The 20,129-nt window shown below is 72.1% G+C and carries 17 protein-coding genes; 14 read left to right on the top strand and 3 right to left on the bottom strand.

The genetic code is table 11. The annotated features are described in order from the left end of the window. Nucleotides 1-163: 163 nt before the first annotated feature. The 10 genes from ACFRAV_RS18820 (at nt 164) to ACFRAV_RS18775 (ending at nt 10,667) form a co-directional block, all read left to right on the top strand. Nucleotides 164-322 (top strand): hypothetical protein, encoded by a 159-nt coding sequence (locus ACFRAV_RS18820; protein WP_382556910.1) that lies wholly within the window; start codon nt 164-166, stop codon nt 320-322. 302 nt (nt 323-624) lie between these two features. Next, entirely contained in the window at nt 625-1,530 is a 906-nt protein-coding gene (locus tag ACFRAV_RS18815) for a LysR family transcriptional regulator (protein ID WP_382556908.1), read from the top strand. A gap of 113 nt (nt 1,531-1,643) precedes the next feature. After that, on the top strand, nt 1,644-2,108 hold the full coding sequence (locus tag ACFRAV_RS18810) for a cobalamin B12-binding domain-containing protein (protein ID WP_382556905.1): 465 nt from the start codon (nt 1,644-1,646) through the stop codon (nt 2,106-2,108). Beyond that, nucleotides 2,105-3,427, top strand: coding sequence for a methylaspartate mutase (locus ACFRAV_RS18805; RefSeq protein WP_382556902.1), 1,323 nt, complete (start codon nt 2,105-2,107; stop codon nt 3,425-3,427). The genes ACFRAV_RS18810 and ACFRAV_RS18805 overlap by 4 nt, the downstream gene beginning before the upstream one ends. Then, entirely contained in the window at nt 3,424-4,398 is a 975-nt protein-coding gene (locus ACFRAV_RS18800) for an amino acid ABC transporter substrate-binding protein (RefSeq protein ID WP_382556900.1), read from the top strand. The genes ACFRAV_RS18805 and ACFRAV_RS18800 overlap by 4 nt, the downstream gene beginning before the upstream one ends. A gap of 66 nt (nt 4,399-4,464) precedes the next feature. Then, nucleotides 4,465-5,523, top strand: coding sequence for a DMT family transporter (locus tag ACFRAV_RS18795; RefSeq protein ID WP_382556898.1), 1,059 nt, complete (start codon nt 4,465-4,467; stop codon nt 5,521-5,523). Continuing rightward, nucleotides 5,520-6,572 carry an aspartate-semialdehyde dehydrogenase gene (locus ACFRAV_RS18790; protein ID WP_382556896.1) on the top strand — a complete coding sequence of 351 codons (1,053 nt, stop codon included), beginning with the start codon at nt 5,520-5,522 and terminating at the stop codon, nt 6,570-6,572. The genes ACFRAV_RS18795 and ACFRAV_RS18790 overlap by 4 nt, the downstream gene beginning before the upstream one ends. Continuing rightward, a complete protein-coding gene (locus ACFRAV_RS18785; protein ID WP_382556894.1) occupies nt 6,569-7,669 on the top strand; it encodes an aspartate kinase in 1,101 nt (366 codons plus the stop codon). Before ACFRAV_RS18790 ends, ACFRAV_RS18785 begins: the two co-directional genes overlap by 4 nt. A gap of 6 nt (nt 7,670-7,675) precedes the next feature. Next, nucleotides 7,676-8,743 (top strand): TauD/TfdA family dioxygenase, encoded by a 1,068-nt coding sequence (locus ACFRAV_RS18780; protein ID WP_382556892.1) that lies wholly within the window; start codon nt 7,676-7,678, stop codon nt 8,741-8,743. Between the two features lie 571 nt (nt 8,744-9,314). Further along, nucleotides 9,315-10,667 (top strand): sugar transferase, encoded by a 1,353-nt coding sequence (locus tag ACFRAV_RS18775; protein ID WP_351115031.1) that lies wholly within the window; start codon nt 9,315-9,317, stop codon nt 10,665-10,667. A gap of 41 nt (nt 10,668-10,708) precedes the next feature. Here ACFRAV_RS18775 and ACFRAV_RS18770 read toward each other — a convergent pair whose 3' ends face one another. Beyond that, nucleotides 10,709-11,659, bottom strand: coding sequence for a GDP-L-fucose synthase family protein (locus tag ACFRAV_RS18770; RefSeq protein ID WP_382556890.1), 951 nt, complete (start codon nt 11,657-11,659; stop codon nt 10,709-10,711). Between the two features lie 137 nt (nt 11,660-11,796). Here ACFRAV_RS18770 and gmd point away from each other — a divergent pair, with 137 nt between their 5' ends. From gmd to ACFRAV_RS18755, 3 genes are all read left to right on the top strand, one after another. After that, on the top strand, nt 11,797-12,810 hold the full coding sequence (gene gmd / locus ACFRAV_RS18765) for a GDP-mannose 4,6-dehydratase (protein WP_382556889.1): 1,014 nt from the start codon (nt 11,797-11,799) through the stop codon (nt 12,808-12,810). A 155-nt stretch (nt 12,811-12,965) separates the two neighbouring features. Beyond that, nucleotides 12,966-15,689: a DNRLRE domain-containing protein gene (locus ACFRAV_RS18760; RefSeq protein ID WP_382556887.1), complete on the top strand. Its 2,724-nt coding sequence runs from the start codon at nt 12,966-12,968 to the stop codon at nt 15,687-15,689. A gap of 137 nt (nt 15,690-15,826) precedes the next feature. Then, nucleotides 15,827-16,501 (top strand): hypothetical protein, encoded by a 675-nt coding sequence (locus ACFRAV_RS18755; protein ID WP_382556885.1) that lies wholly within the window; start codon nt 15,827-15,829, stop codon nt 16,499-16,501. Here ACFRAV_RS18755 and ACFRAV_RS18750 read toward each other — a convergent pair. Then, nucleotides 16,480-17,616: a glycosyltransferase gene (locus tag ACFRAV_RS18750; protein ID WP_382556938.1), complete on the bottom strand. Its 1,137-nt coding sequence runs from the start codon at nt 17,614-17,616 to the stop codon at nt 16,480-16,482. The two genes, ACFRAV_RS18755 and ACFRAV_RS18750, sit on opposite strands and share 22 nt — an antisense overlap. A 17-nt stretch (nt 17,617-17,633) precedes the next feature. Then, nucleotides 17,634-18,173 (bottom strand): WcaF family extracellular polysaccharide biosynthesis acetyltransferase, encoded by a 540-nt coding sequence (locus ACFRAV_RS18745; RefSeq protein WP_382556883.1) that lies wholly within the window; start codon nt 18,171-18,173, stop codon nt 17,634-17,636. A 431-nt stretch (nt 18,174-18,604) separates the two neighbouring features. Here ACFRAV_RS18745 and ACFRAV_RS18740 point away from each other — a divergent pair, with 431 nt between their 5' ends. Then, nucleotides 18,605-20,128 (top strand): hypothetical protein, encoded by a 1,524-nt coding sequence (locus tag ACFRAV_RS18740; RefSeq protein WP_382556935.1) that lies wholly within the window; start codon nt 18,605-18,607, stop codon nt 20,126-20,128. The last annotated feature ends 1 nt before the right edge of the window (nt 20,129 follow it).

Here is a 20,129-nt window from a genome sequence, read left to right as displayed (position 1 = left end):
TTCCTGGCACTGGCATGGACCTGTCGTGATCATAGGCGGTGTGCCTGCCCGACGGGAACGGAATGGTCGCGGTCGGTAATGGACGGGGAACGGTACGGGAAGGGCTCCCTCCAGCATCGGTGATGTCGATCGAGGCGTTCACCGATTCAAGGGAGAGCAGGACATGCGGAACAGACCGGCGCGGCTCATCGGATACCTGACGGCCCTGGTTCTGGCACTCGGCCTGGGCGGCCCCGTGGGGTCGCTCGTCGCCGGCGGGCAGAGCAGCGCGGGTACCCAGGTGATCGCGGACGACAAGGGACCGTTGACGCCCACCCCGTGACGCGGCGTACTCCGCGGGCGCCGCGTTCGGCCGTCGGTGCCGGGCGGTGTCGTCCGGGCGGGTCACCCCCCCTGCTTCCGGCTCCTCCTCACTTCCGGGTGCCTCTCCGCTCCCGGTCCCCCGGCTCGACGGGAGGACCGCCACGAGGGGGAGGCCCTCCGTCGCGGTACGGCCGCACACCGACGGAGCTTCGCGCCCCGCGTGTGGGGCGGACCGACCGCGGCCCCTACCGGCCGGGTCGCCCCGGTGCCAGCGGCCGACCCGATTCCGTCACCCATCACCCGACTCGCCTGGGAGTACCCGTGGACATCCGCCAGCTGACGACCTTCCACAAGGTCGCCACCCTGCTCAGCTTCACCCGTGCCGCCGCCGAGCTCAAGTACGCGCAGTCCAGCGTCACGACGCAGATCAAGAGCCTCGAGACCTCGCTGGGCGTCGAGCTCTTCGAACGGTTCGGGAGCAAGATCCAGCTCACTCAGGCCGGCCAGCGGCTCCTGCCCTACGCGGAGCGGATGCTCTCGCTCGCGGGGGAGGCCCGGGGAGTGGCCGTCGGTGAGGGAGAGCCCTCGGGCCTGCTCACCATCGGCACCATGGAGAGCATCACCTCCTACCGGATGCCGCCGGTGCTGGAGTTCTTCCACCGCCGTTACGCGCAGGTGCAGCTGGTGCTGCGGCCCAGCCTCTGCGCGGAGACCCTCCATTCGCTGCGGCAGGGCACGTTCGACATGGGCTTCCTCATGGAGGCGGAGACCCGGCACTCGGGCGTCGACAGCGAGGTGCTCGGCCGTGAGCCGCTCGTGGTGGTGGCCACCCCCGACCACCCGCTGGCCGCCGAGGAGAAGGTGACCCTCGAGCAGCTGCGCGAGGTGCAGGTGCTGGTCCCGGAGGCCGGCTGCGCCTATCGCGAGCTGTTCGAGGCCGAACTCAACGACGGCACGGGCGAGCCGGTGCCGTTCCTGGAGTTCGGCAACATCGAGTCGATCAAGCGCGGCCTGGCGGTGGGTCTCGGGGTGTCGCTGCTGCCCACCATGACGGTGGCCGCCGAACTCGCCGCGGGCTCGCTGGCCCCGCTGGCCTGGGAACCGCCGTTCGAAGTCCACACCCAGCTCGCCTGGCGGCGCGGCCGGCATCTCACCCGTGAGATGCGCCTGTTCATCGACCGGACGGTGGAGTGCATGGCCGCCGAGTACGCATCGCCGGAAGTCTGATCGACAGCGTCGATTACCGGCATCACGTATCCCACGCCGACGACCCTGGACGAGATCAGACGCATCCGGACATGATTTACACGGTCCATCGCTCACCGTATGGAGAAGAATTCGTGTCGAATGTCATGCGTCAGCGCAGGAAATTCATCGTGTCGAGCGTCTCCTCCGATGCCCACATGTGGAACCTCGTTTTCCTGCAATTGTTGCTCGAGGAGAACGGCGGCCAGGTGCGGAACCTCGGCGCCTGTGTGCCGGATGAGGTCATCATCCAGGAGTGCCGGGCGGACAGGCCCGACGTGCTGGTTCTCAGTACGGTGAACGGCCACGGTCACCTCGACGGTCTCCGGCTCATCCAGAAGATCCGCAGCGAGCCCGATCTGAGGGACCTGCGTGTCGTCATCGGTGGAAAACTCGGCGTACGTGGTGCGGAAAACGTCAGGTTCATCGACGAACTGGCGACGGGCGGTTTCGACGCGGTATTCGAGTCCGAGGGCGGTCTCCAGGATTTCCAGGAATTCCTGGCGGCTCTGACCCCCGCTTCCGCGCCCGCGCTTTCCGTCATGGAGGCGGCCGCATGAACGGCGTCGTGAGGGACGGGAGCGCCACCGGTTCCGCGGTGGCCGGCAGGCCGGCACGCGGACGCTTCTCCGCCTTCGTCCACCGGGCGAAGGCGGAGGGACGGCTGGTCGTGCAGCCCAGGATGGGCTTCGCCGAGATCCCCGTCATGCGTGAGGGGCTGCGTGCCGTTCAGGGGGCGCAGGCCACCGCGGTCGGCACGGTCACCCTGGACAGCTACACCCGCGTCAACGACCACGACTCGGCCCGCAGCGCGCTGCGCACCGGAGCGGATCTCAACGGATTCCCGCTGGTGGCGCACGGTCCGCAGGCCACCCGGGACATGCTCGACGGGCTGGCCGGACCGAACTTCCCGGTCCAGGTCAGGCACGGTTCGGCGCTTCCGTACCCGCTGTTCGAGGCGATGGTGGCGGCGGGAATCGACGCCACCGAGGGCGGACCGGTCTCCTACTGCCTGCCCTACAGCAGGGCGCCGCTGTCCCAGGCCGTCGACGCCTGGGCCCGCTGCTGCGAGCTGATCGCCGCCCAGGACGAGCAGTTGCACCTGGAGAGTTTCGGCGGCTGCATGCTGGGCCAGCTGTGCCCGCCGAGCCTGCTGGTGGCGCTCAGCGTGCTGGAGGGGATGTTCTTCCAGGAGCACGGCCTCACCGACATCTCGGTGAGCTACGCCCAGCAGACCAACCCCGGCCAGGACCTGGAGGCCGTGGCCGCGCTGCGCCGGCTCGCCGGTGAGCGGCTGGCGGGCGCCGACTGGCACGTCGTCCTCTACACCTACATGGGCGTGTACCCGCGTACGCCGGTGGGCTCCTTCCGGATCCTGGAGGACAGCGCGCGCCTCGCGGTGCGCAGCGGCGCCGAGCGGCTGATCGTCAAGACCCCGGCCGAGGCGTACCGGATCCCGACCGTCGCGGAGAACGTCGACGCGCTGGAGTTCGCCGCGGCCGTCGCCGCCGACGAGGCCGCCCACGGCGAGCCCTGGGCCGTCACCGACACGGGTGTGTACGAGGAGGCCCGGATGCTGGTGGACAGCACCCTGGAACTCGCCCCCACGGTGGGCGCCGCGCTGGTGCGGGCCTTCGCCCGAGGCCACCTCGACGTGCCGTTCTGCCTGCACAGGGACAACGCCAACAAGTCCCGGGCGTACGTCGACCCCCGAGGGGTGCTGCGGTGGGCGAAGTCCGGCGCCATGCCCCTGACGGCGGAGCCGTCGACCGCGGCGAGGCCGCTCTCCGCTCAGAGCCTGATCGACATGCTCGCCTACAACGAGCGGCGGTTCGACCGCGAGCAGCTGACCCGCGTACCGAAGTGGAGCCTGTCATGAGCACGGCAATAGCTGAGCCGGGCACGACCACGACGTCGACCCCGACGCTCGACGCCGTCCGTGCCCGCGGCGCCCTGCGCGCCGTGGTCAGCCGGGGCATCCTCGGGCTGTCGCAGGAGGACGGCGGGCGCTGGAGCGGTCTGGACACCGACGTGGCCCGTGCCGTGGCCGCCGCGGCACTGGGCGACGCCGAGGCCGTCCGGTGGCTGCCCACCGACCCGGCCGAGCGGCTGGACCCGCTCTTGGCGGGCGACGCCGAACTGACGGTCTGCAACCTGACGTGGACGTTCGGGCGTGAGGCGCGGTGGCCGGTCCTGTTCGCCGGGGTCACCTGTTACGACGGCGAAGGGTTCATGGTCCGCGCGGACAGCGGCATTGAGGACCCGGCGCAGCTCGCCGGGGCCCGGCTGGCCGTGCAGGCCGGCACCACGAGCGCCGCCAATCTCGCCGCCTGGTACGGCGCGCGGGGTCTGACCGTCGAACCGGTGACCTACCCGACGCCGGCCGCGACCCTGGCGGGCTACGCCTCCGGTGAGTGCGTCGCGTACGTCCTGGACCGGACCGCGCTGGCCGGCGAGCGGGCCACGCTCCCCGTCCCCGCGGACCACCGCGTCCTGGACACGTCGATCTCCCGCGAACCGATGGCCGCCGCCGTCCGTGACGACGACCCCCGGTGGTTCCGCCTGTGCCGATGGGTGCTGCAGCTGCTGATCGCCGCCGAGCACCACGTCGACGAGGCGGGTCCGGGCCGCCGGGCCGAGGCCCTCGCCGAGGTGGCCCGGACCGCCGGCGCCCACGGTGACGCGGTGGGCCTGGACGAGGGCTGGGCCGCGCGGGTCCTGGACGCCGTCGGCACCTACGCCGACGTCTACGAACGCAATCTGGGCGGTGCCTCCGGACTGGGCGTGCCGCGCGGACTCAACGAGCTGTGGACCCGAGGCGGTCTGCACTTCGCCGTTCCCCTGCACTGACGAGAGTCGTCCGGCGCCGTCGGCCGTGTCATGACCGCCTGCGCACCCTGTGAGGAAGGAACCTCCATGAGTACTGACACCCGTCCCGCCGGCACCGAGCTGAAAGGAACGATGGAACTGACGGCGGCCATGGTGCTCTCGGGCACCCTGGGCATCTTCGTCGTCGAGTCCGGTGCCTCACCGTTCAACGTCGTCTTCTTCCGGTGCGTCTTCGGCACCATCGCCCTGGGCCTGTACTGCCTGGCGCGCGGGTTCTTCAAGAATCACGGCTTCACCCCGAAGAAGGTCGGCCTGGCGGCCCTCGGCGGCGTCTTCATCGTCTTCAACTGGGCGTTCCTCTTCGAGTCCTACGAGACCACGTCCATCTCCGTCGCCACCGTCGTCTACCACACGCAGCCGTTCTACGTGGTGCTGCTGGGCGCGCTGCTCTTCCGGGACAAGCTGACCGCCGCCAAGTTCGGCTGGCTGGGCGTCGCCTTCGTCGGCCTGATCCTGGTCGCCGGGGTCTCCCTCTCCGACTTCCAGGACAGCGGCCAGAGCGACTACCTGGTCGGCCTCGGCCAGGCGCTGCTCGCCGCTCTCTTCTACGCCTTCGCCACCGTCATCACCAAGCGGGTGACCGGGGTCAAGCCGCACCTGGTCGCACTGATCCAGGTCGTCCTGGGCATCCCGCTGCTGCTGCCCTTCGCCACCTTCGGCGACATGAGCGGGCTCGGCACGGACTGGGGCTGGCTGGTCGGGCTCGGCCTCATCCACACCTGCCTGATGTACGTCCTGATGTACTCCTCGTACCAGAAGCTGCCCACTCCGAAGATCGCCGTCCTGGCCTTCATCTACCCGGCCGTCGCCATGCTCTGCGACTGGGCCGTGTACGGGCACAGCATCTCGCTGCTCCAGGCGCTGGGCATTCCGCTGATCGTCGCCGCGAGCCTCGGCGTCAACCTCGGCTGGCGGCTCGGGCCGCGCCGCGCCGCGCCGCCGGCCGGCACTCCCGCCGCGGAGACGAAGGCCGCCGCCACGGACGCCGCCCCGGCCCCCGTCGCCGTGGCCACCGCCGCCTCCGCCACCGCCCCCTCCGCCACCACCCGCACCCGCGAGAAGATCACGACGGGAGAGTCCCGATGACCCTTGTTACGGACACCGAGGGGCGTTCCGCACCCCGTGTCGCCATCGTCGGCGCCACCGGCGCGGTCGGCGGCACCCTGATCGAGCTCATCGAGGAGCGGGGTCTGCGCTACAGCGCGCTTCACCTCGTCGCGTCCTCCCGCTCGGCGGGCCGGAAACTCACGGTCGAGGGGGTGGAGTACGAGGTCCAGGCGATCGAGACGTTCGACTTCTCCCAGACCGACGTGGCCTTCTTCTCCGCCGGCACGTCGGTCAGCGAGAAGTGGGTGCCCGTCGCCACGGCCGCGGGCGCCCTGGTGATCGACAACACCATCGCCTACCGCATGGACCCGGACACCCCGCTCGTCGTGCCCCAGGTCAACCCGCACGAGCTGGACCGGCGGCCGAAGAGCGGCGTGATCGCCAACCCGAACTGCTCCACGATCCCCCTGGTCCGCCTGTTGCGCGGGGTCGAGGACCGGTGGGGCATCCGGCACGCGGTGGTCAGCACCTACCAGGCCGCCTCCGGCCTCGGCCACACCGGCGTGACGGAGCTCCAGGAGTCCACCCAGGCGTCCCTGGACGGCCCGGAGTCCGAGTTCGAGCCGGAGCACTTCAAGCCGGGGCTGGCCTTCAACGTCATACCGAAGATCGACCGGTTCCTGGACTCCGGGTTCACCCTGGAGGAGCAGAAGATGCTCCAGGAGTCGCGCAAGATCCTCGGCATGCCGCACCTGGACGTCACCACCACCTGCGTCCGCGTCCCGGTGGTGAACTGCCACTCCGAGGCCGTCTACATCGAGTGCCACGAACCGCTGGACCGGGCCGAACTCGTCGAGGTCCTGGGCGCGCTCCCGGAGGTCACCGTCCACGACGGGGCGGACATCAGGGCGTTCCCGACGCCCGCGACCGTCGGCAGCTCGGACCAGGTCCACGTGGGCAGGGTCCGGATCACCCAGAGCAATCCCCGCGCCTTCTGGCTGTGGCTGGTCGCCGACAACCTGCGGATCGGCGCTGCCCTGAACGCCTTCCAGATCGCCGAGGAGCTGCTGGATCGGGGCACGCTGTGACCACTCCGGCCGTGCTGAAGTTCGGCGGCTCCAGTTTTCGTACGCTCGCGTCGTACGGAGTGCTCGCCGAGGCTCTCGGGCGCCGCATCGACGAGGACGGAACCAAACTCGTCGTCGTGGTGAGCGGACAGCCGGGTGAGACCGAGCAGTTCCGGGACCGGCTGAACCAGATCAATCCGCATCCCGAGGACGAGACCGTCGCCGGCCTGCTGACCCTGGCCGACACCGTGGGCGCGCAGTTGCTCGCCACCGCGCTGCACCGGCAGGACCGCAGTGCCACCGTGCTCGCCGGGCACCAGGTGGGACTCGTGACCAACTCGTCGTTCATGTGGGCGAGGCTCGAGCACTCCGATCCCGGGCCGCTGGAGGAGGCCCTGCGGGAGAACGACGTGGTGATCGTGCCCGGTGGGCAGGCCGCCGACGCCCAGGGCCGCCCGACCTGGCTCGGCAAGAACAGCTCCGACCTGTCCGCGGTGGCCATCGCCGCCGCGCTGGGCACGTCGCGGTGCGAGATCCACTCCGACGTGGACGGCATCTACAGCACCGACCCGCATCTCGTCAGCGGCACCCGGCTGCTGCGGGAGGTCTCGTACAACATCGCGGCCCTGATGTCGCTGTACGGGGCGAAGGTGCTGCACCGGCGGTCCGTGCGGCTGGCCCAGAAGCACGGAATCGACATCGTGTGCCGGCTCAACCGGGCTCCCTACGGGGCGGGCTCGGTGATCGGCACGCGGGGCGCCACGGCCTCCGCGGTCGTGCTCAACCAGCGCTCCACGGTGCTGCGTTACGCGACGGAGGCGGCCGCGGACCATGCCTACGCCACCTTCCACGGAGCCAACATCGACACCGTCCGCCTGACCGACGGCCCGCTGGTGGCCGTCATCGGCGGCTTCGTCGACCTCGAGGAGTTCCAGCGCCGCCAGGGCCTGACGCTCGGCGTCCACGCCGGCATTCCGGTCACGGCACTGCGGGGCAGCAAGGTCGCGACCCACCTCGCCGAGAACGAGGAGGAGGCGCTGTACCTGGCGCAGCGCCTGCACGACGAACTGCAGAACCCCGACGCCCTGTTCCCCGAACCTGAGTTGATGGGAGTGTGATCCCGAATGACCACCGTTGCCGATCACCTGATCGCCGCCGACCGCGGCACCGACGGAGCCGGATCCGACGCGGCCCCGGCCGCGAAGACCTTCTCCAGGATCACCCTGTCCGACGCGGCGCGCGACGCCCTGGGAGCCCGGCTGGCCGAGGTGGGTGACCCGAACGCCGACATCGACCATGCGATGACCCGCTACCTGCAGATCTTCGCCGGGCTGCCGACCGCGGTCCTCCAGGAGATCCTGGACTTCGGCCGCCACATCGACACCCCCGGTGTCACGCTGATCGACAACCTCCCGGTCGACGAGCGTCTGCCCGACACCCCTTCCGACGGCGGGCCGAGCCGTGAGAAGCAGACCTATGTGGCCGAGGGAGTGCTGCTGGGCCTGAGCGGGCTGCTGGGAGAGCCGCTGGGCGTCCTGACGGAGAAGGCGGGGCAGCTCGTCCACGACGTCATCCCGGTCCCGGGCGGCGCCATGACGCAGACCAATCAGGGTTCGGAAGTCTTCCTCAACTTCCACAGCGACATCATGCACGACGTGATCGGCCGCTACGACGTCGCCAACCCCGATTTCCTGGTGCTCAGTTGCCTGCGCGCCGACCACGAGGGCATCGCGGGGACCCACTACGCGGACGCCCGTGACATCTCGGCGGCCCTCGCCCCCGAGGTGCTGGAGACGCTCCGTTCGCCGCTGTTCCGGCTGAACGCGCCGGGGAGCTACGTCCGTGACGTCGCCGACGGCGCGGAGGTGCTCTCCGACCCGGTGCCGCTGATCAGCGGCAACGACGAGTACCCCGAGATCGCCATCTCGGCCAACGGCGTCCAGCCGCTCACCACCGGGGCGCGGGCCGCCCTCGACGTGCTCCAGAAGGCCTGCCGTGACGTCGCCCACGCCGTCAACCTGCGGCCGGGACAGGCCCTGCTGATCAACAACCGCAAGGGCGTGCACGCGCGCACCTCCTTCACCGCCCGCTACGACGGCCAGGACCGCTGGCTCCAGCGCACGTACGTCCGGCGCAGCCTGTGGAACATCCGCTACCGGGTGACGCCGGAGAACCGCCGCGTCCACCACTGACCGGCCGCGCCGGCCGGCGACACGCGTCCTGCTCCACGACACGTGGCGCCACCTTCACGACACGTGGCTCCGCCTTCGGGTCCAAGCCCGTTCCGAGGCCCTCCTGCGGGAGGGCCTTCGTCGTTCCCGCGGTGTCCGTTCATCTCCGCTTCGACTGAGCGTCGACCGCAGGGCGTCTCCGGGACGTTCCGTGCTCCCGGCCGCCCGCGTGCGCCCCCTGTGCTTCGCCGGAAGCGTCCGGTCGCGCCCGGTTCGTCCTGTTTGACGTGGGCATGCTTGTGAAATCAGGGTAAAAACGCACTGCGGTGTTTCCCGGGTGCAGTACGGTGCCTTTCTGTGCGGTCGTCATGGGGATGGGTCCGCACGCACACCGCGGCTCTTGACCAGGGGTCGCGCGGCCTGGGGGGGCGTGTGGATGGCACAGGACGCTCGGACGTCTGCGGACATACGGGACACGGGCGAGACCCGTACGCGTCGGCAGCGGGAGGACCGGCATCGTGAAGAAACGTTCCGGCCCCGCGGTATCGGCCTGCGGGACAAGCCCGGTTGGTATGTGACCACGCTGCTCTGCGTGGATTCCCTGGTTCCGACCGTGACGCTGGCGCCCGTGCTGGAGCAGTCCGGGCAGCCCGCCTCCGGTCTGGTGACCCTCACCTCGACCCTGACCTGGCTCGGTGTGCGCGGCGCGAGACGCCGGTACACCCGTGACGAGGTGGGCGAGTCCCGCGGCGCCGTCCCGGTGCTGCACGACTGGCTCATGACGCTCGGGGTCCTCGCGGTGATCGGGGTCGGCGTCCGGACGGTCGTCGACCCCTTCGTCGTCCTCGCGGCCCTGACACCGGCCCTGCTGCTCGCGGTGTTCGCCCGGCGGGTGGTCTTCGCGCACCTGGCCCGGGAGCGCCGCGCGGCACAGGCGGTGCTGCGGGTCCTGGTCGTCGGTGAGGCCCAGGCCCTCCCGGTGGTGATGGGCCGGCTCGACTCCCGCACGGACCACCCCTACGCGGTGGTGGGCAGCGTCGCCGTCGGCGGTGAGGCGCCGGGCGCCGAGCGGCTGGACGCGCCCGCCGACCCGGACTCCGGCGCGCGCGCCGGGCGCGTGCTGGTGGACACGGTGCGCCGTCACCGCGCGGACGTGGTGCTGCTGGCGCCGGGGGCCCGGCTCTCCGGGCCGGCGCTGCGGCACCTGGTCTGGGCGCTGCAGGACGCCGAGGTCGAGGTGGCGCTGGCGCCCGGTCTGGTGGAGGTCTCCGACAAGCGGCTGGAGGTCGGCTCGGTGGCCGGCCTGACCGTGCTCAAGGTGGCTCCCCCGCAGGGGCCCGGAGGTGTCCAGCAGAGCCTGAAGGAGGCCCTGGACCGCTGCGGGGCCGCGCTCGGGCTGCTGGTGCTCGCCCCGTTCCTGGCCCTGGTCGCGCTGGCGGTGAAGCTGGACTCGCGGGGTCCCGCGTTCTACCGGCAGCAGCGGATCGGCCGTGACCAGGACGTCTTCGTGATGTGGAAGTTCCGCACCATGGTCGTCGACGCGGACGCCCTCAAGCGCGAGCTGGCGGAGCGCAACGAGAACGACGGCCTGATGTTCAAGATGCGCCGCGATCCGCGGGTGACCCGGGTCGGGCGGCTGCTGCGCCGCACCTCGCTGGACGAGCTGCCGCAGCTGTTCAACGTCCTCATCGGTGACATGTCCCTGGTCGGCCCGCGTCCTCCGCTGCCCGAGGAGGTCGCCGGGTACGACGCGACCGCGCTGCGCCGGCTGCGGGTCAAGCCCGGCATGACGGGGCTGTGGCAGGTCAGCGGCCGGTCGGACCTGTCCTGGGAAGAAACGGTTCAGCTGGACCTGCACTACGTGGACAACTGGTCGTTCGTCAGCGACCTCGACGTGCTCAGCCGTACGCTCCGCGCCGTCGCCGACGGCCGCGGAGCGTACTGAGGGGCCGCGGGGTGCGAGGGCTACGAGGGATGTGGCCCCGCTCAGGCGCGGGAGGAACCCGCGCCCTCGGACAGCCACCACCGGTAGGTGCCGGCGATGCCGTCGCGCAGCGCGATCGACGGCTTCCAGCCCAGGGCGGTCAGCCGCGACACGTCCAGCAGCTTGCGGGGCGTGCCGTCCGGCTTCGAGGTGTCCCAGCGGATCTCGCCGGCGAAGCCGGTGACCTCGGCGACCGTCTCCGCGAGCGCGCGGATGGTCAGGTCCTCGCCGCAGCCGACGTTGACCGGCTCGTCGCCGTCGTAGGTCTCCAGCAGCCGGACGCAGGCCGAGGCCAGGTCGTCGACGTGCAGGAACTCGCGGCGCGGGGAGCCGGAGCCCCACAGGGTGACGTGGTCCGCGCCCGAAGCGCGGGCCTCGTGGAAGCGGCGGATCAGCGCGGGCAGGACGTGCGAGGTCTCCAGGTCGAAGTTGTCGCCGGGGCCGTAGAGGTTGGTGGGCATCGCGCTGATCCACGAGGCGCCGAACTGGCGGCGGTAGGACTGGACCTGGCAGATGCCGGCGATCTTCGCGAGGGCGTACGGCTCGTTGGTGGGCTCCAGCGGACCGGTCAGCAGCGCGTCCTCGCGGATGGGCTGCGGCGCGAACTTCGGATAGATGCACGAGGAGCCCAGGAAGAGCAGGCGGCCCACCCCGGCGGCGTGCGCGCCGGAGATCACGCTCAGCTGGATCCGCAGGTTGTCCTCGAGGAACTCGACCGGACGCGTGCTGTTCGCCATGATCCCGCCCACCTTGGCGGCGGCCAGCACGACCGCGTCCGGGCGGATCTCGGCGAGGTACGCGGCGGTGGCCGCGGCGTCCCGCAGGTCCAGGTCGGCGCGGCCTCGGGTGAGGACCTGGTGGCCGTCGGCGGTGAGCCGGCGGACGACCGCGGAACCGACCAGCCCGCGGTGGCCCGCCACGAATATCCGGGACTGCGGCGCAAGAAGTGTCATGGACCGGATCATGCCAGCAGTCCGCGGGTGATCCCGCGCAATTCAGAAGATTTCCGTACGGATGGTTCGCGTACGGGGCGTGTGACCGAGTACGGGGCGGGGCCGGTCCTCCGGCCCGTCGGGGAGGAAAACCACTCATGAGCAAGACCGCGCTGATCACCGGTGTCACCGGCCAGGACGGGTCGTACCTGGCGGAACTGCTGCTGGGGAAGGGCTACACGGTGCACGGCCTGGTGCGCCGGTCGTCCAGCTTCAACACCGAGCGGATCGACCACATCTACCAGGGCCCCCAGGAACCCGGCCGGCGCTTCGTGCTGCACCACGCCGACCTCACCGACGGCGTCGCCCTGGTCAACCTGCTGCGCGAGATACAGCCCCAGGAGGTCTACAACCTGGGCGCCCAGTCGCATGTGCGGGTCTCCTTCGACGCCCCGCTGTACACCGGCGACGCCACCGGGCTCGGCTCGCTGCGGCTGCTGGAGGCGGTCCGCGCGGCGGGCATCGAGACCCGCTTCTACCAGGCGTCCTCCTCGGAGATGTTCGGCGCGACGCCGCCTCCGCAGAACGAGGCGACGCCGTTCCACCCGCGCAGCCCGTACGGCGCCGCCAAGGTCTACGCGTACTGGTCCACCGTCAACTACCGTGAGGCGTACGGCATGTACGCGGTCAACGGGATCCTCTTCAACCACGAGTCCCCGCGCCGCGGCGAGACCTTCGTGACCCGGAAGATCACCCGCGCGGTGGCCCGCATCAAGGCGGGGCTGCAGCAGGAGCTCTACCTGGGGAACCTCGACGCCGTCCGCGACTGGGGCTACGCGCCCGAGTACGTGGACGCCATGTGGCGGATGCTCCAGCAGGACGAGCCGACCGACTACGTGGTGGCCACCGGGGTCGCGGCCACGGTGCGCGAGTTCCTGGAGACGGCGTTCGGTCACGCGGGGCTGGACTGGCGCGAGCACGTCCGGTACGACGCCAAGTACGAGCGTCCGAGCGAGGTGGACGCGCTGATCGGCGACGCCTCCAAGGCCGAGGAGATCCTCGGCTGGAAGCCCGAGGTCAGGGTGGAGGAACTCGCGCGGATCATGGTCGACGCCGACGTCCGCCAGGTGAACGCCGAACTGGCGGGCACCGCGGTACGCGTCGACCGCTGAGCCGGCCGCCGGTCGCGGGACGTGACCGGCACGGCACACAGGCTCCGGCCGAATCCCGGGGGGACGGGGATCGGCCGGGCGCAGGGAGGAACACGTGTCCGGCGGCCCGCCGGGCACGTCAGGGGCGGCCCCAGGGCCGTTTGTTTGGGGGTTCCATGAGAAGAACGAGAGGGCTGAGCGCGGCCCTCGCGACGGTGCTGGCGGCGGGCCTTGCGGTCGCCGTGGCACCGCAGGCCGGCGCGATCAGCGAGTCGGTCGCCTTCACCGCGGACGATCTGCCCACCTGGCAGACCAATGGCATCGTCTGGGCGCTGGCCCAGGCGGACGGCGTGGTCTTCGCCGGTGGCACCTTCTCCGCGGTGCGTCCCCCCGAGGGGGGAACCGGCAGCGAGCAGCAGGCGGCGAACTTCGTGGCGCTGGACGCCGCGACGGGCGCGCCGACCGACTGCGACCTGTCCTTCACGGTGTCCTCCGGCACCGCCACCGTCCGCGCGATGGCCGTCTCCCCCGATCAGGAGACGCTGTACGTGGGCGGCTACTTCGGCGCGGTCAACGGCACCGCCGTCTCCAGCGTCGCCGCGATCGACATCGACACCTGCACGCCGCGGACCGGCTTCAACGCCGCATTCCCGGCGACCGTGCGGGCGCTGGCCGTCACCGACGACACGGTGTACGCGGGCGGCGACTTCACCAGCGTCAACGGCCAGCCGCGCGAGCGCTTCGCCGCCGTCGCCGCGGGCAACGGCTCGCTGCGCCCGTTCATCGCCGACGTGGACGAGCCGGGCCGGGCCATCGAGGTCACCCCCGACGGGCAGCACGCCCTGATCGGCGGCGACTTCTTCACCGTCAACGGGCAGAACTCGCACGCCCTGGCCGTGGTGGACGCCGCCAGCGGCGACGTCGAGAAGGCGTACCCGACCGGGTTCATCCCGAACACCTCGGTGGTCAAGGACATCGACACCGACGGGACCGGCTTCTACACCGGCAACGAGGGCACCGGCGGCGGGGTCTTCGACGGCCGCATCGCGCTGGACTACGGCACCTTCGACCAGCGCTGGCGCGACACCTGCCTGGGCGCCACCCAGGCCGTGGAGTCCTACGAGGACGTGCTCTACAGCGCCTCGCACGCCCACGACTGCTCCAGCGTCGGCGAGTACCCGGACGGGCGGCGCCAGCACTTCCTGGCCCAGCCGACCACCTCCACGGCCAAGCTGGGCTGGTTCCCGGACACCAACGACGGCCTCGGCGAGGGCATCGGCCCGCGCGCCCTCACCATCTCGTCGAAGAACGGCGTCGACTACCTGTGGTCCGGCGGCGAGTTCACCACCGTCAACGGCGCCGCGGCGCAGGGTCTCACCCGGTTCGCCTCCACCGGTGACGTGGGCGCGCCCACCGTCCCGGTGATCGGCGCGGACGCGGTGGAGCCCGGCAAGGTCAAGGTCCGCTGGCGCACCAGCATGGACGACGACGACAGCCGGCTGATCTACAAGATCTACCGCAACGGCTCGAGCACCCCGGTCGGGACGGTCGAGGCGGACTCCGTCTTCTGGGAGCGTCCGCAGGCCTCCTTCACCGACACCGGCGTGACCCCGGGCTCGACGTACAGCTACCGGGTGACGGCCTCGGACCCGGCGGGCAACACCAGCGCCCTGTCGGCGACCGCGAGCGTCACCGTGCCGAAGACGCCCGAGCCGTACGGCTCGGCGGTGCTGGCGGACGGCCCGAACCTGTACTGGCGCCACGACGAGAAGACCTCGCCGTACGTCGGCGACTCCTCGGCCGGCGACCAGAGCGGCGTGATGAGCGGCGGCCCGGCCCTCGGCGAGGCGGGCGCGCTCACGGGCGGCGGCACCTCGTTCGGCTTCGACGGCTCCGACGACCGCCTCTACAGCGACCGTCGCACCACCGTCGGACCGGCCTACTCGGTGGAGACCTGGTTCCGCACCACCACCACGAGCGGCGGCAAGCTGGTGGGCTTCGGCAACAACACCACCAGGAACAGCGGCAGCTACGACAAGCACATCTACATGGCCAACGACGGGCGCCTGTTCTTCGGCGCCTACAACGGGGCCACGCGGACGGTGAACTCCCTCACCCGCTACAACGACGGCAAGTGGCACCACGTCGTCGGCACGCAGGGCTCCGGCGGCATGACGCTGTACGTCGACGGCGCCCGGGTGGCGGGCAACACCGCGTACACCACGCACCAGAGCTACAGCGGCTACTGGCGCGTGGGCGGCGACAACCTGAGCGGCTGGCCGTCGCGTCCGAGCAGCGACAACTTCGCCGGTCAGATCGACGAGGTCGCGGTCTACCCGGCCGTCCTCGGCGCCGACCGGGTGGCCGCGCACCACCAGCAGGCCACCAAGCAGGGCGACACCGTCACCTCCGTGCAGGCGTCCGAGGACACCTACGTGAACGAGGGGTCCAAGAGCACCGCGTACGGCTCCGCCACCTCGCTGGCGGTCCGCGGCAGCTCCGGGTACGAGGCGTACCTGCGCTTCGCGCTGCCCGCGGCCCCGGCCGGCACCACGCTGACCGGCGCGGCGCTGGAGGTCCGCACGGACTCCTCCGCCACCGCCGGTTCGGCCGACGCCGTCACGCTGCGGCCGGTCACCGGCGCCTGGACCGAGGCGGGCACCACGTGGAACACCAAGCCCGCGCTGGGCCCGTCCACGCTGGGCACGCTCAACCCGCCGTCCGCCTCCAACTCCGGCGCCACCGCGGAGCTGGACGTCGCCGCGGTGCGCGCGGCGCTGGGCGGCGACTACGGCATGGCGCTGACGTCCGCCGGGACGGACGCGCTGTGGCTGTGGTCCAGCGAGGCCCCGTCCGCGGCGGGCACGCCGCGGCTGATCCTCACCTTCTCGCCCCAGTAGGGCGGACCCCCGGCCCGGTGGCCCCCCCGTCGGTCGCACGACCGCGGGGGGTCGCCGGGCCGGGGCACGGACCTGGCGCAGCCGCACCACCGAGCACGTCCCGCACGCGTGCGTGCGGAGCAGAGAGCAGGAGTTCCATGCGCAACCACCCGCTGGCGGCGGCCGCCGCCCTGATCGCCCTGGGCCTGCTGCCCGCGCTCTCCGGCTGCTCGTCCTCCTCCGACGACCGGGCCGAGGGCGGCGACCGGACGGCGGCGGGGCACTCCGCGCCCTCCGGGGACCGGACACCGGAGGAGGGGGCGTCCTCGTCCCCGGGGCCGGTGCTCCCGGACTCGAAGATCGAGGCGCCGAAGGGCTCCGGGGAGTTCACGAAGAAGGAGAAGGAGTACCTCAGCGGCCGGGTACCCGAGCAGATGGAGCCGGCCGCCGTCCTGGACCTCGGCAAGGAGGCCTGCCAGCGGATCGACCGCACCGCCCGGCACGACAAGGACGCGGTGATCGGCGCGCTGGTGGCCGGGGAGATCCCGGACGCCGAGCCGGCCGTCACCCACCTGTGCCCGGAGCACGAGCCGCTGATCGAGGCCGCGAAGGGCGGCTACCCGGACGGGCAGCACAAGAAGCCCGCGGCGGGGAAGTACCGGACCGTCTCCGCGGGACCGTCCTGCACCTGGACGGTCACCGGATCCGGCGGGAAGGTGCTGGCCTCCGGACCGGGCACCGGGGGCGGCAAGGACGGCACGTACACCATGACCGTGCCGTCCGGGGCCGCCCGGCTGCTCTCGTCCGGGTGCTACGCCTGGGTGCGGGCCTGACCGGTTCCGACCGCCCCGCCGTACACCTCCAGCAGCCTCCCGACCACCGCGTCGATCGAGAAGGCCTCGCCGGCCAGCCTGTGGGCCGCCGCCGAGGCCTTCTCGGCGTTCTCGGGCTCCAGCAGCTCCAGCACCGCCCCGGCCAGCGCGTCCGGACCCTCGACCACCCGGCCGGCGCCGGCCTCGCCGATCGCCGGCGCCAGGCCGTTGGAACGCGTCACCACGGCGGGCGTGCCGACCGAGAGGGACTCCAGGACCGACATCGGGAACGGCTCGTCCACCGAGGGCAGCACATAGACGTGGGCCCGGCGCAGCTCCTCCAGCACCCGGGCGGAGGGCAGCGCGCCGACGCAGAACACCCGGTCGGCCAGCCGCAGTTCCTCGATCCGCCGCCGCACGGCCGCGAGCTCGCCCTCGTCGGGACCGGCGACCACGAACTCGGCGTCCGGGTGGCGGCGCAGGACGGCGGGGGCGGCGTCGACGAAGTCCACGGGGCGCTTGCGGGCCTGCAGGCGGGCGGCGTACAGGATCCGCGGCGGCCCGGCGGGCTGCGGGCGCGGCTCCTGGGCGGGCACGCCGTTCACCAGGTGCACGGCGCAGGTCAGCGGGGCGCCGAGCACCGCGTCCAGGTCGCGCCGCTCGTGTCCGGTGAGGTGGAGCACGGCGGCCGCGCCGCGCAGCACCCGGCGGACGGCCAGGGCGTCCAGGACCTTGGCGAGCGCCTTGCCGCTGGGGTCGACCATGCCGTGCGTCTGCAGCACGAGCGGGACGCCGGCGCGCAGCGCGGCCAGCGCCACCGGGAGGGTGACCAGGTCGCGGGCGAGGTGGACGTGGACCACGTCCGCCTCGCGCACCAGGCGTCCGGCGCGGGCCAGCAGGGCGGGCGAGGTGATGCCGCTGAAGCCGAGCGGCAGCAGACGGCGGGCCGGGTACAGGCGGGCGGGCACGCCCTCCACCTCGCGCGGCGGGCCGTCGTCGAACCCCTCGGCCAGGGCGAGGAGTTCGGGACGGTGGCCGCGGGCCGCCAGGCCGTGGGCGAGGTTGAGCGCGACCCTGACGGGCCCGCCGAAGGCGCCGGTGGGCGAGTGCAGGGTGACCGCGTGCAGGACCCGCAGCGGCCCCTCGGGGGCGCTCACGCGGGCTCCTTCACGGGGCGGCGGGCGCCGTCGGCGGTGTGCAGGGTCAGCTCGGGCAGGTCCTGGTGGAGCACCGCGCCCGCGCCGACCACGGCGTGCCGGCCGACCGTGGCGCCGGCGAGCACGGTGGCCCGGGCGGCTATCCAGGCGCCGTCCGCGACGGTGATCGGGGCGTTGCGGTAGCGGAAGTCGGCGGCCCGGTGGTCGTGCGAGCCGGTGCAGAGCAGGGCCTCCTGGGAGACGCACACGTGGCGGCCGAGGGTGACCGGCTCCAGGTTGAGCAGCCAGGCGCCCTCGCCTATCCAGGTGTGGTCGCCGACGGTCAGCTTCCACGGCCACAGCACCCGCACCCGGTGGCGGATCAGCACCTGCTCGCCCACGGTCGCGCCGAAGGCGCGCAGCAGCGCGACCCGCAGCCGCGGCGGGCACCACCAGGCCATGAAGACCAGGTTCATCACCGCGAACCACAGGGCCTGGACCAGCTTGCCCCGCCCCTTGTCGTATCCGGCCAGGGTGAACGACGAGAGATCACGCATGCCGGCCCCCTTCCCCCCGCACGTCACCGGGGGGCGCCGCCCCGCCGGTCGTCCGCGCTCCCCAGCGCGGTGATCACAGGCTAGTGGGTCGCCGGAGGTCCCGGCAGGGCCTGTGGACAACCCTCGTCGCATCGTCCACGGGGCGGACGCGTGTTTGATGATCGCTCGTAGACTGCCAAGGACCCGGCCGGGGGGCCGGAGGGGTGTGGGGGAATGCGATGACCACCGAGCGAACGGCCGGCGGACCGCCGGGGGCCCCGGCGGGCGGGCCGGGGGGCGTGGGAGGCCCGCGGGGCGCCTCAGGCCCGCGCGGCGCGGGCGGCCCGAAGGAGGGCGCCGCGGGGCGCGGGAGCGCCGGTCAGGGGTCCGCCGTGCGGCGTCCGGGCATCCGGTTCCGTCCCTTCGCGCCGAGCACGCTGCTGACCACGGCGATGTCGGTGCCCCTGGTGCTGGGCCTGCCGCTGCTGCTGCCGCTGGTGGTGATGAACCAGCCGGGGGGCGGGGCGCGGGACACCGCGTACTGGCTGCAGGCCGGTCTCACCGCGTACTGCGGGGCGCGGCTGTCCGCCATGATCCTGGCCCGCCGCCGCAAGCTGCTGCAGGCCACCTTCTGGATGTTCTGCTACATGGCGATGGGCGTGGCCCCGCTGGCCCAGGCTGTGCTGGGCCGGGTGCCGACGCCCGTGGTGGGCCCGCGCGAGGACCTGGTGCTGGCGATCGCGCTGGTGCTCTTCGGCTGCTGCGCCTTCGACCTGGGGGCGCTGCTGGCGCGGTTCCGGCCGCCCTGGCGGCGCAGGGAGGCGGAGGAGGAACGGGACTTCGGCCGGGCGGAGACCGGCGAGGCGGGCGGACCGGGCGAGGCGGGCCGGACGTCCGACGCGGGCGGGGCGGGCGGGTCGGCGGGGGACCGGCGGCAGGGCCGCGAGGGCGGCGACCGGCCGCGCCTGGTGCACCGGCGCCGCGTCCATCTGCTCACCCTGGCGGCCTTCGCCGCGGCGGCGCTGCTGGTGATGCGGCTGGGCGGTCCGGCGGTCTTCTTCTCCAGCCGGCAGGAGATCACCGCCGGCCTGGAGGACGCGGGTCTGTCCGGCAACGGCTCCGAGGCGGGCCAGGCCTTCGTACGAGGCTTCGGCACGGTGCTGCCGCTGATCGCCCTGCTGGTCTACGTCCGGCGCCTGGCGACCTCCCGGCACGCGCGGCGCAGCTGGTCGACGGTGGCCGTCTTCGGGGCCCTGTTCTGCCTGAACGTCGTCGTCAACAACCCCATATCCAACCCGCGTTACTGGTTCCTCACGGTGATGTTCGCGCTGCTGTTCACGGCCTTCCCGGTGAGCGCGGCGCTGTACCGGATGTCGCTGACGCTGGGCGTGGTGGTGGCGCTGCTGCTGTTCCCCTTCGCGGACGCCTTCCGCTACGACGACAACAACACCCGGCCCATCGAGACCACGTCGTTCCTGGAGCCGCTGGCGCTGAAGGACTACGACCAGATCGGGATGTTCGCCAACACGATCACCTACGTGGAGTCCACCGGCCACACCTACGGCAACCAGCTGGCGGGCTGCGTGCTGTTCGCGGTGCCGCGGTCGGTGTGGGAGGGCAAGCCGGTGGACACCGGCGTGATGGTGGGCCAGTGGATGGGCACCCGGAACACCAATCTCTCCTCCCCCGTGTGGGCGGAGCTGTACATCGACTTCGGCGCGGTGGGGATGACGGCGGGGATGGGCCTCCTCGGGTACGCGGCCGCCCGGTTCGACCGGAGGGTGGCGAGGGCGTCGGCCGGCCGGCGGAGCCATCCGGGGCGGCTGCTGCTGATCACCGCCCCGCTGATCGCCGGCTACTCGTTCATCCTGCTGCGCGGTCCGCTGCTCCAGGCGACCGGAAGGGTCGCGATCGCCGCGATGTGCCTGTTGTTCATCACCACCCGCCGCGCGGACCGGGCGGTGCCGGGAAGCTAGG

The sequence above is a fragment of the Streptomyces sp. NPDC056600 genome (genome assembly GCF_042792855.1).
GTDB lineage: Bacteria > Actinomycetota > Actinomycetes > Streptomycetales > Streptomycetaceae > Streptomyces.
The sequence above is the reverse complement of the archived record's forward strand: the minus strand, read 5'-3'. Positions and strand labels throughout refer to the sequence as shown.

What these genes read in the sequence shown, in the direction of transcription:
- ACFRAV_RS18820 (WP_382556910.1), top strand. Translation starts at nt 164, where the DNA reads ATGCGGAACAGACCGGCGCGGCTCATCGGATACCTGACGGCCCTGGTT.
- ACFRAV_RS18805 (WP_382556902.1), top strand. Translation starts at nt 2,105, where the DNA reads ATGAACGGCGTCGTGAGGGACGGGAGCGCCACCGGTTCCGCGGTGGCC.
- ACFRAV_RS18800 (WP_382556900.1), top strand. Translation starts at nt 3,424, where the DNA reads ATGAGCACGGCAATAGCTGAGCCGGGCACGACCACGACGTCGACCCCG.
- ACFRAV_RS18795 (WP_382556898.1), top strand. Translation starts at nt 4,465, where the DNA reads ATGAGTACTGACACCCGTCCCGCCGGCACCGAGCTGAAAGGAACGATG.
- ACFRAV_RS18790 (WP_382556896.1), top strand. Translation starts at nt 5,520, where the DNA reads ATGACCCTTGTTACGGACACCGAGGGGCGTTCCGCACCCCGTGTCGCC.
- ACFRAV_RS18780 (WP_382556892.1), top strand. Translation starts at nt 7,676, where the DNA reads ATGACCACCGTTGCCGATCACCTGATCGCCGCCGACCGCGGCACCGAC.
- ACFRAV_RS18770 (WP_382556890.1), bottom strand. Translation starts at nt 11,659, where the DNA reads ATGACACTTCTTGCGCCGCAGTCCCGGATATTCGTGGCGGGCCACCGC.
- gmd (WP_382556889.1), top strand. Translation starts at nt 11,797, where the DNA reads ATGAGCAAGACCGCGCTGATCACCGGTGTCACCGGCCAGGACGGGTCG.
- ACFRAV_RS18760 (WP_382556887.1), top strand. Translation starts at nt 12,966, where the DNA reads ATGAGAAGAACGAGAGGGCTGAGCGCGGCCCTCGCGACGGTGCTGGCG.
- ACFRAV_RS18755 (WP_382556885.1), top strand. Translation starts at nt 15,827, where the DNA reads ATGCGCAACCACCCGCTGGCGGCGGCCGCCGCCCTGATCGCCCTGGGC.
- ACFRAV_RS18745 (WP_382556883.1), bottom strand. Translation starts at nt 18,173, where the DNA reads ATGCGTGATCTCTCGTCGTTCACCCTGGCCGGATACGACAAGGGGCGG.
- ACFRAV_RS18740 (WP_382556935.1), top strand. Translation starts at nt 18,605, where the DNA reads ATGTCGGTGCCCCTGGTGCTGGGCCTGCCGCTGCTGCTGCCGCTGGTG.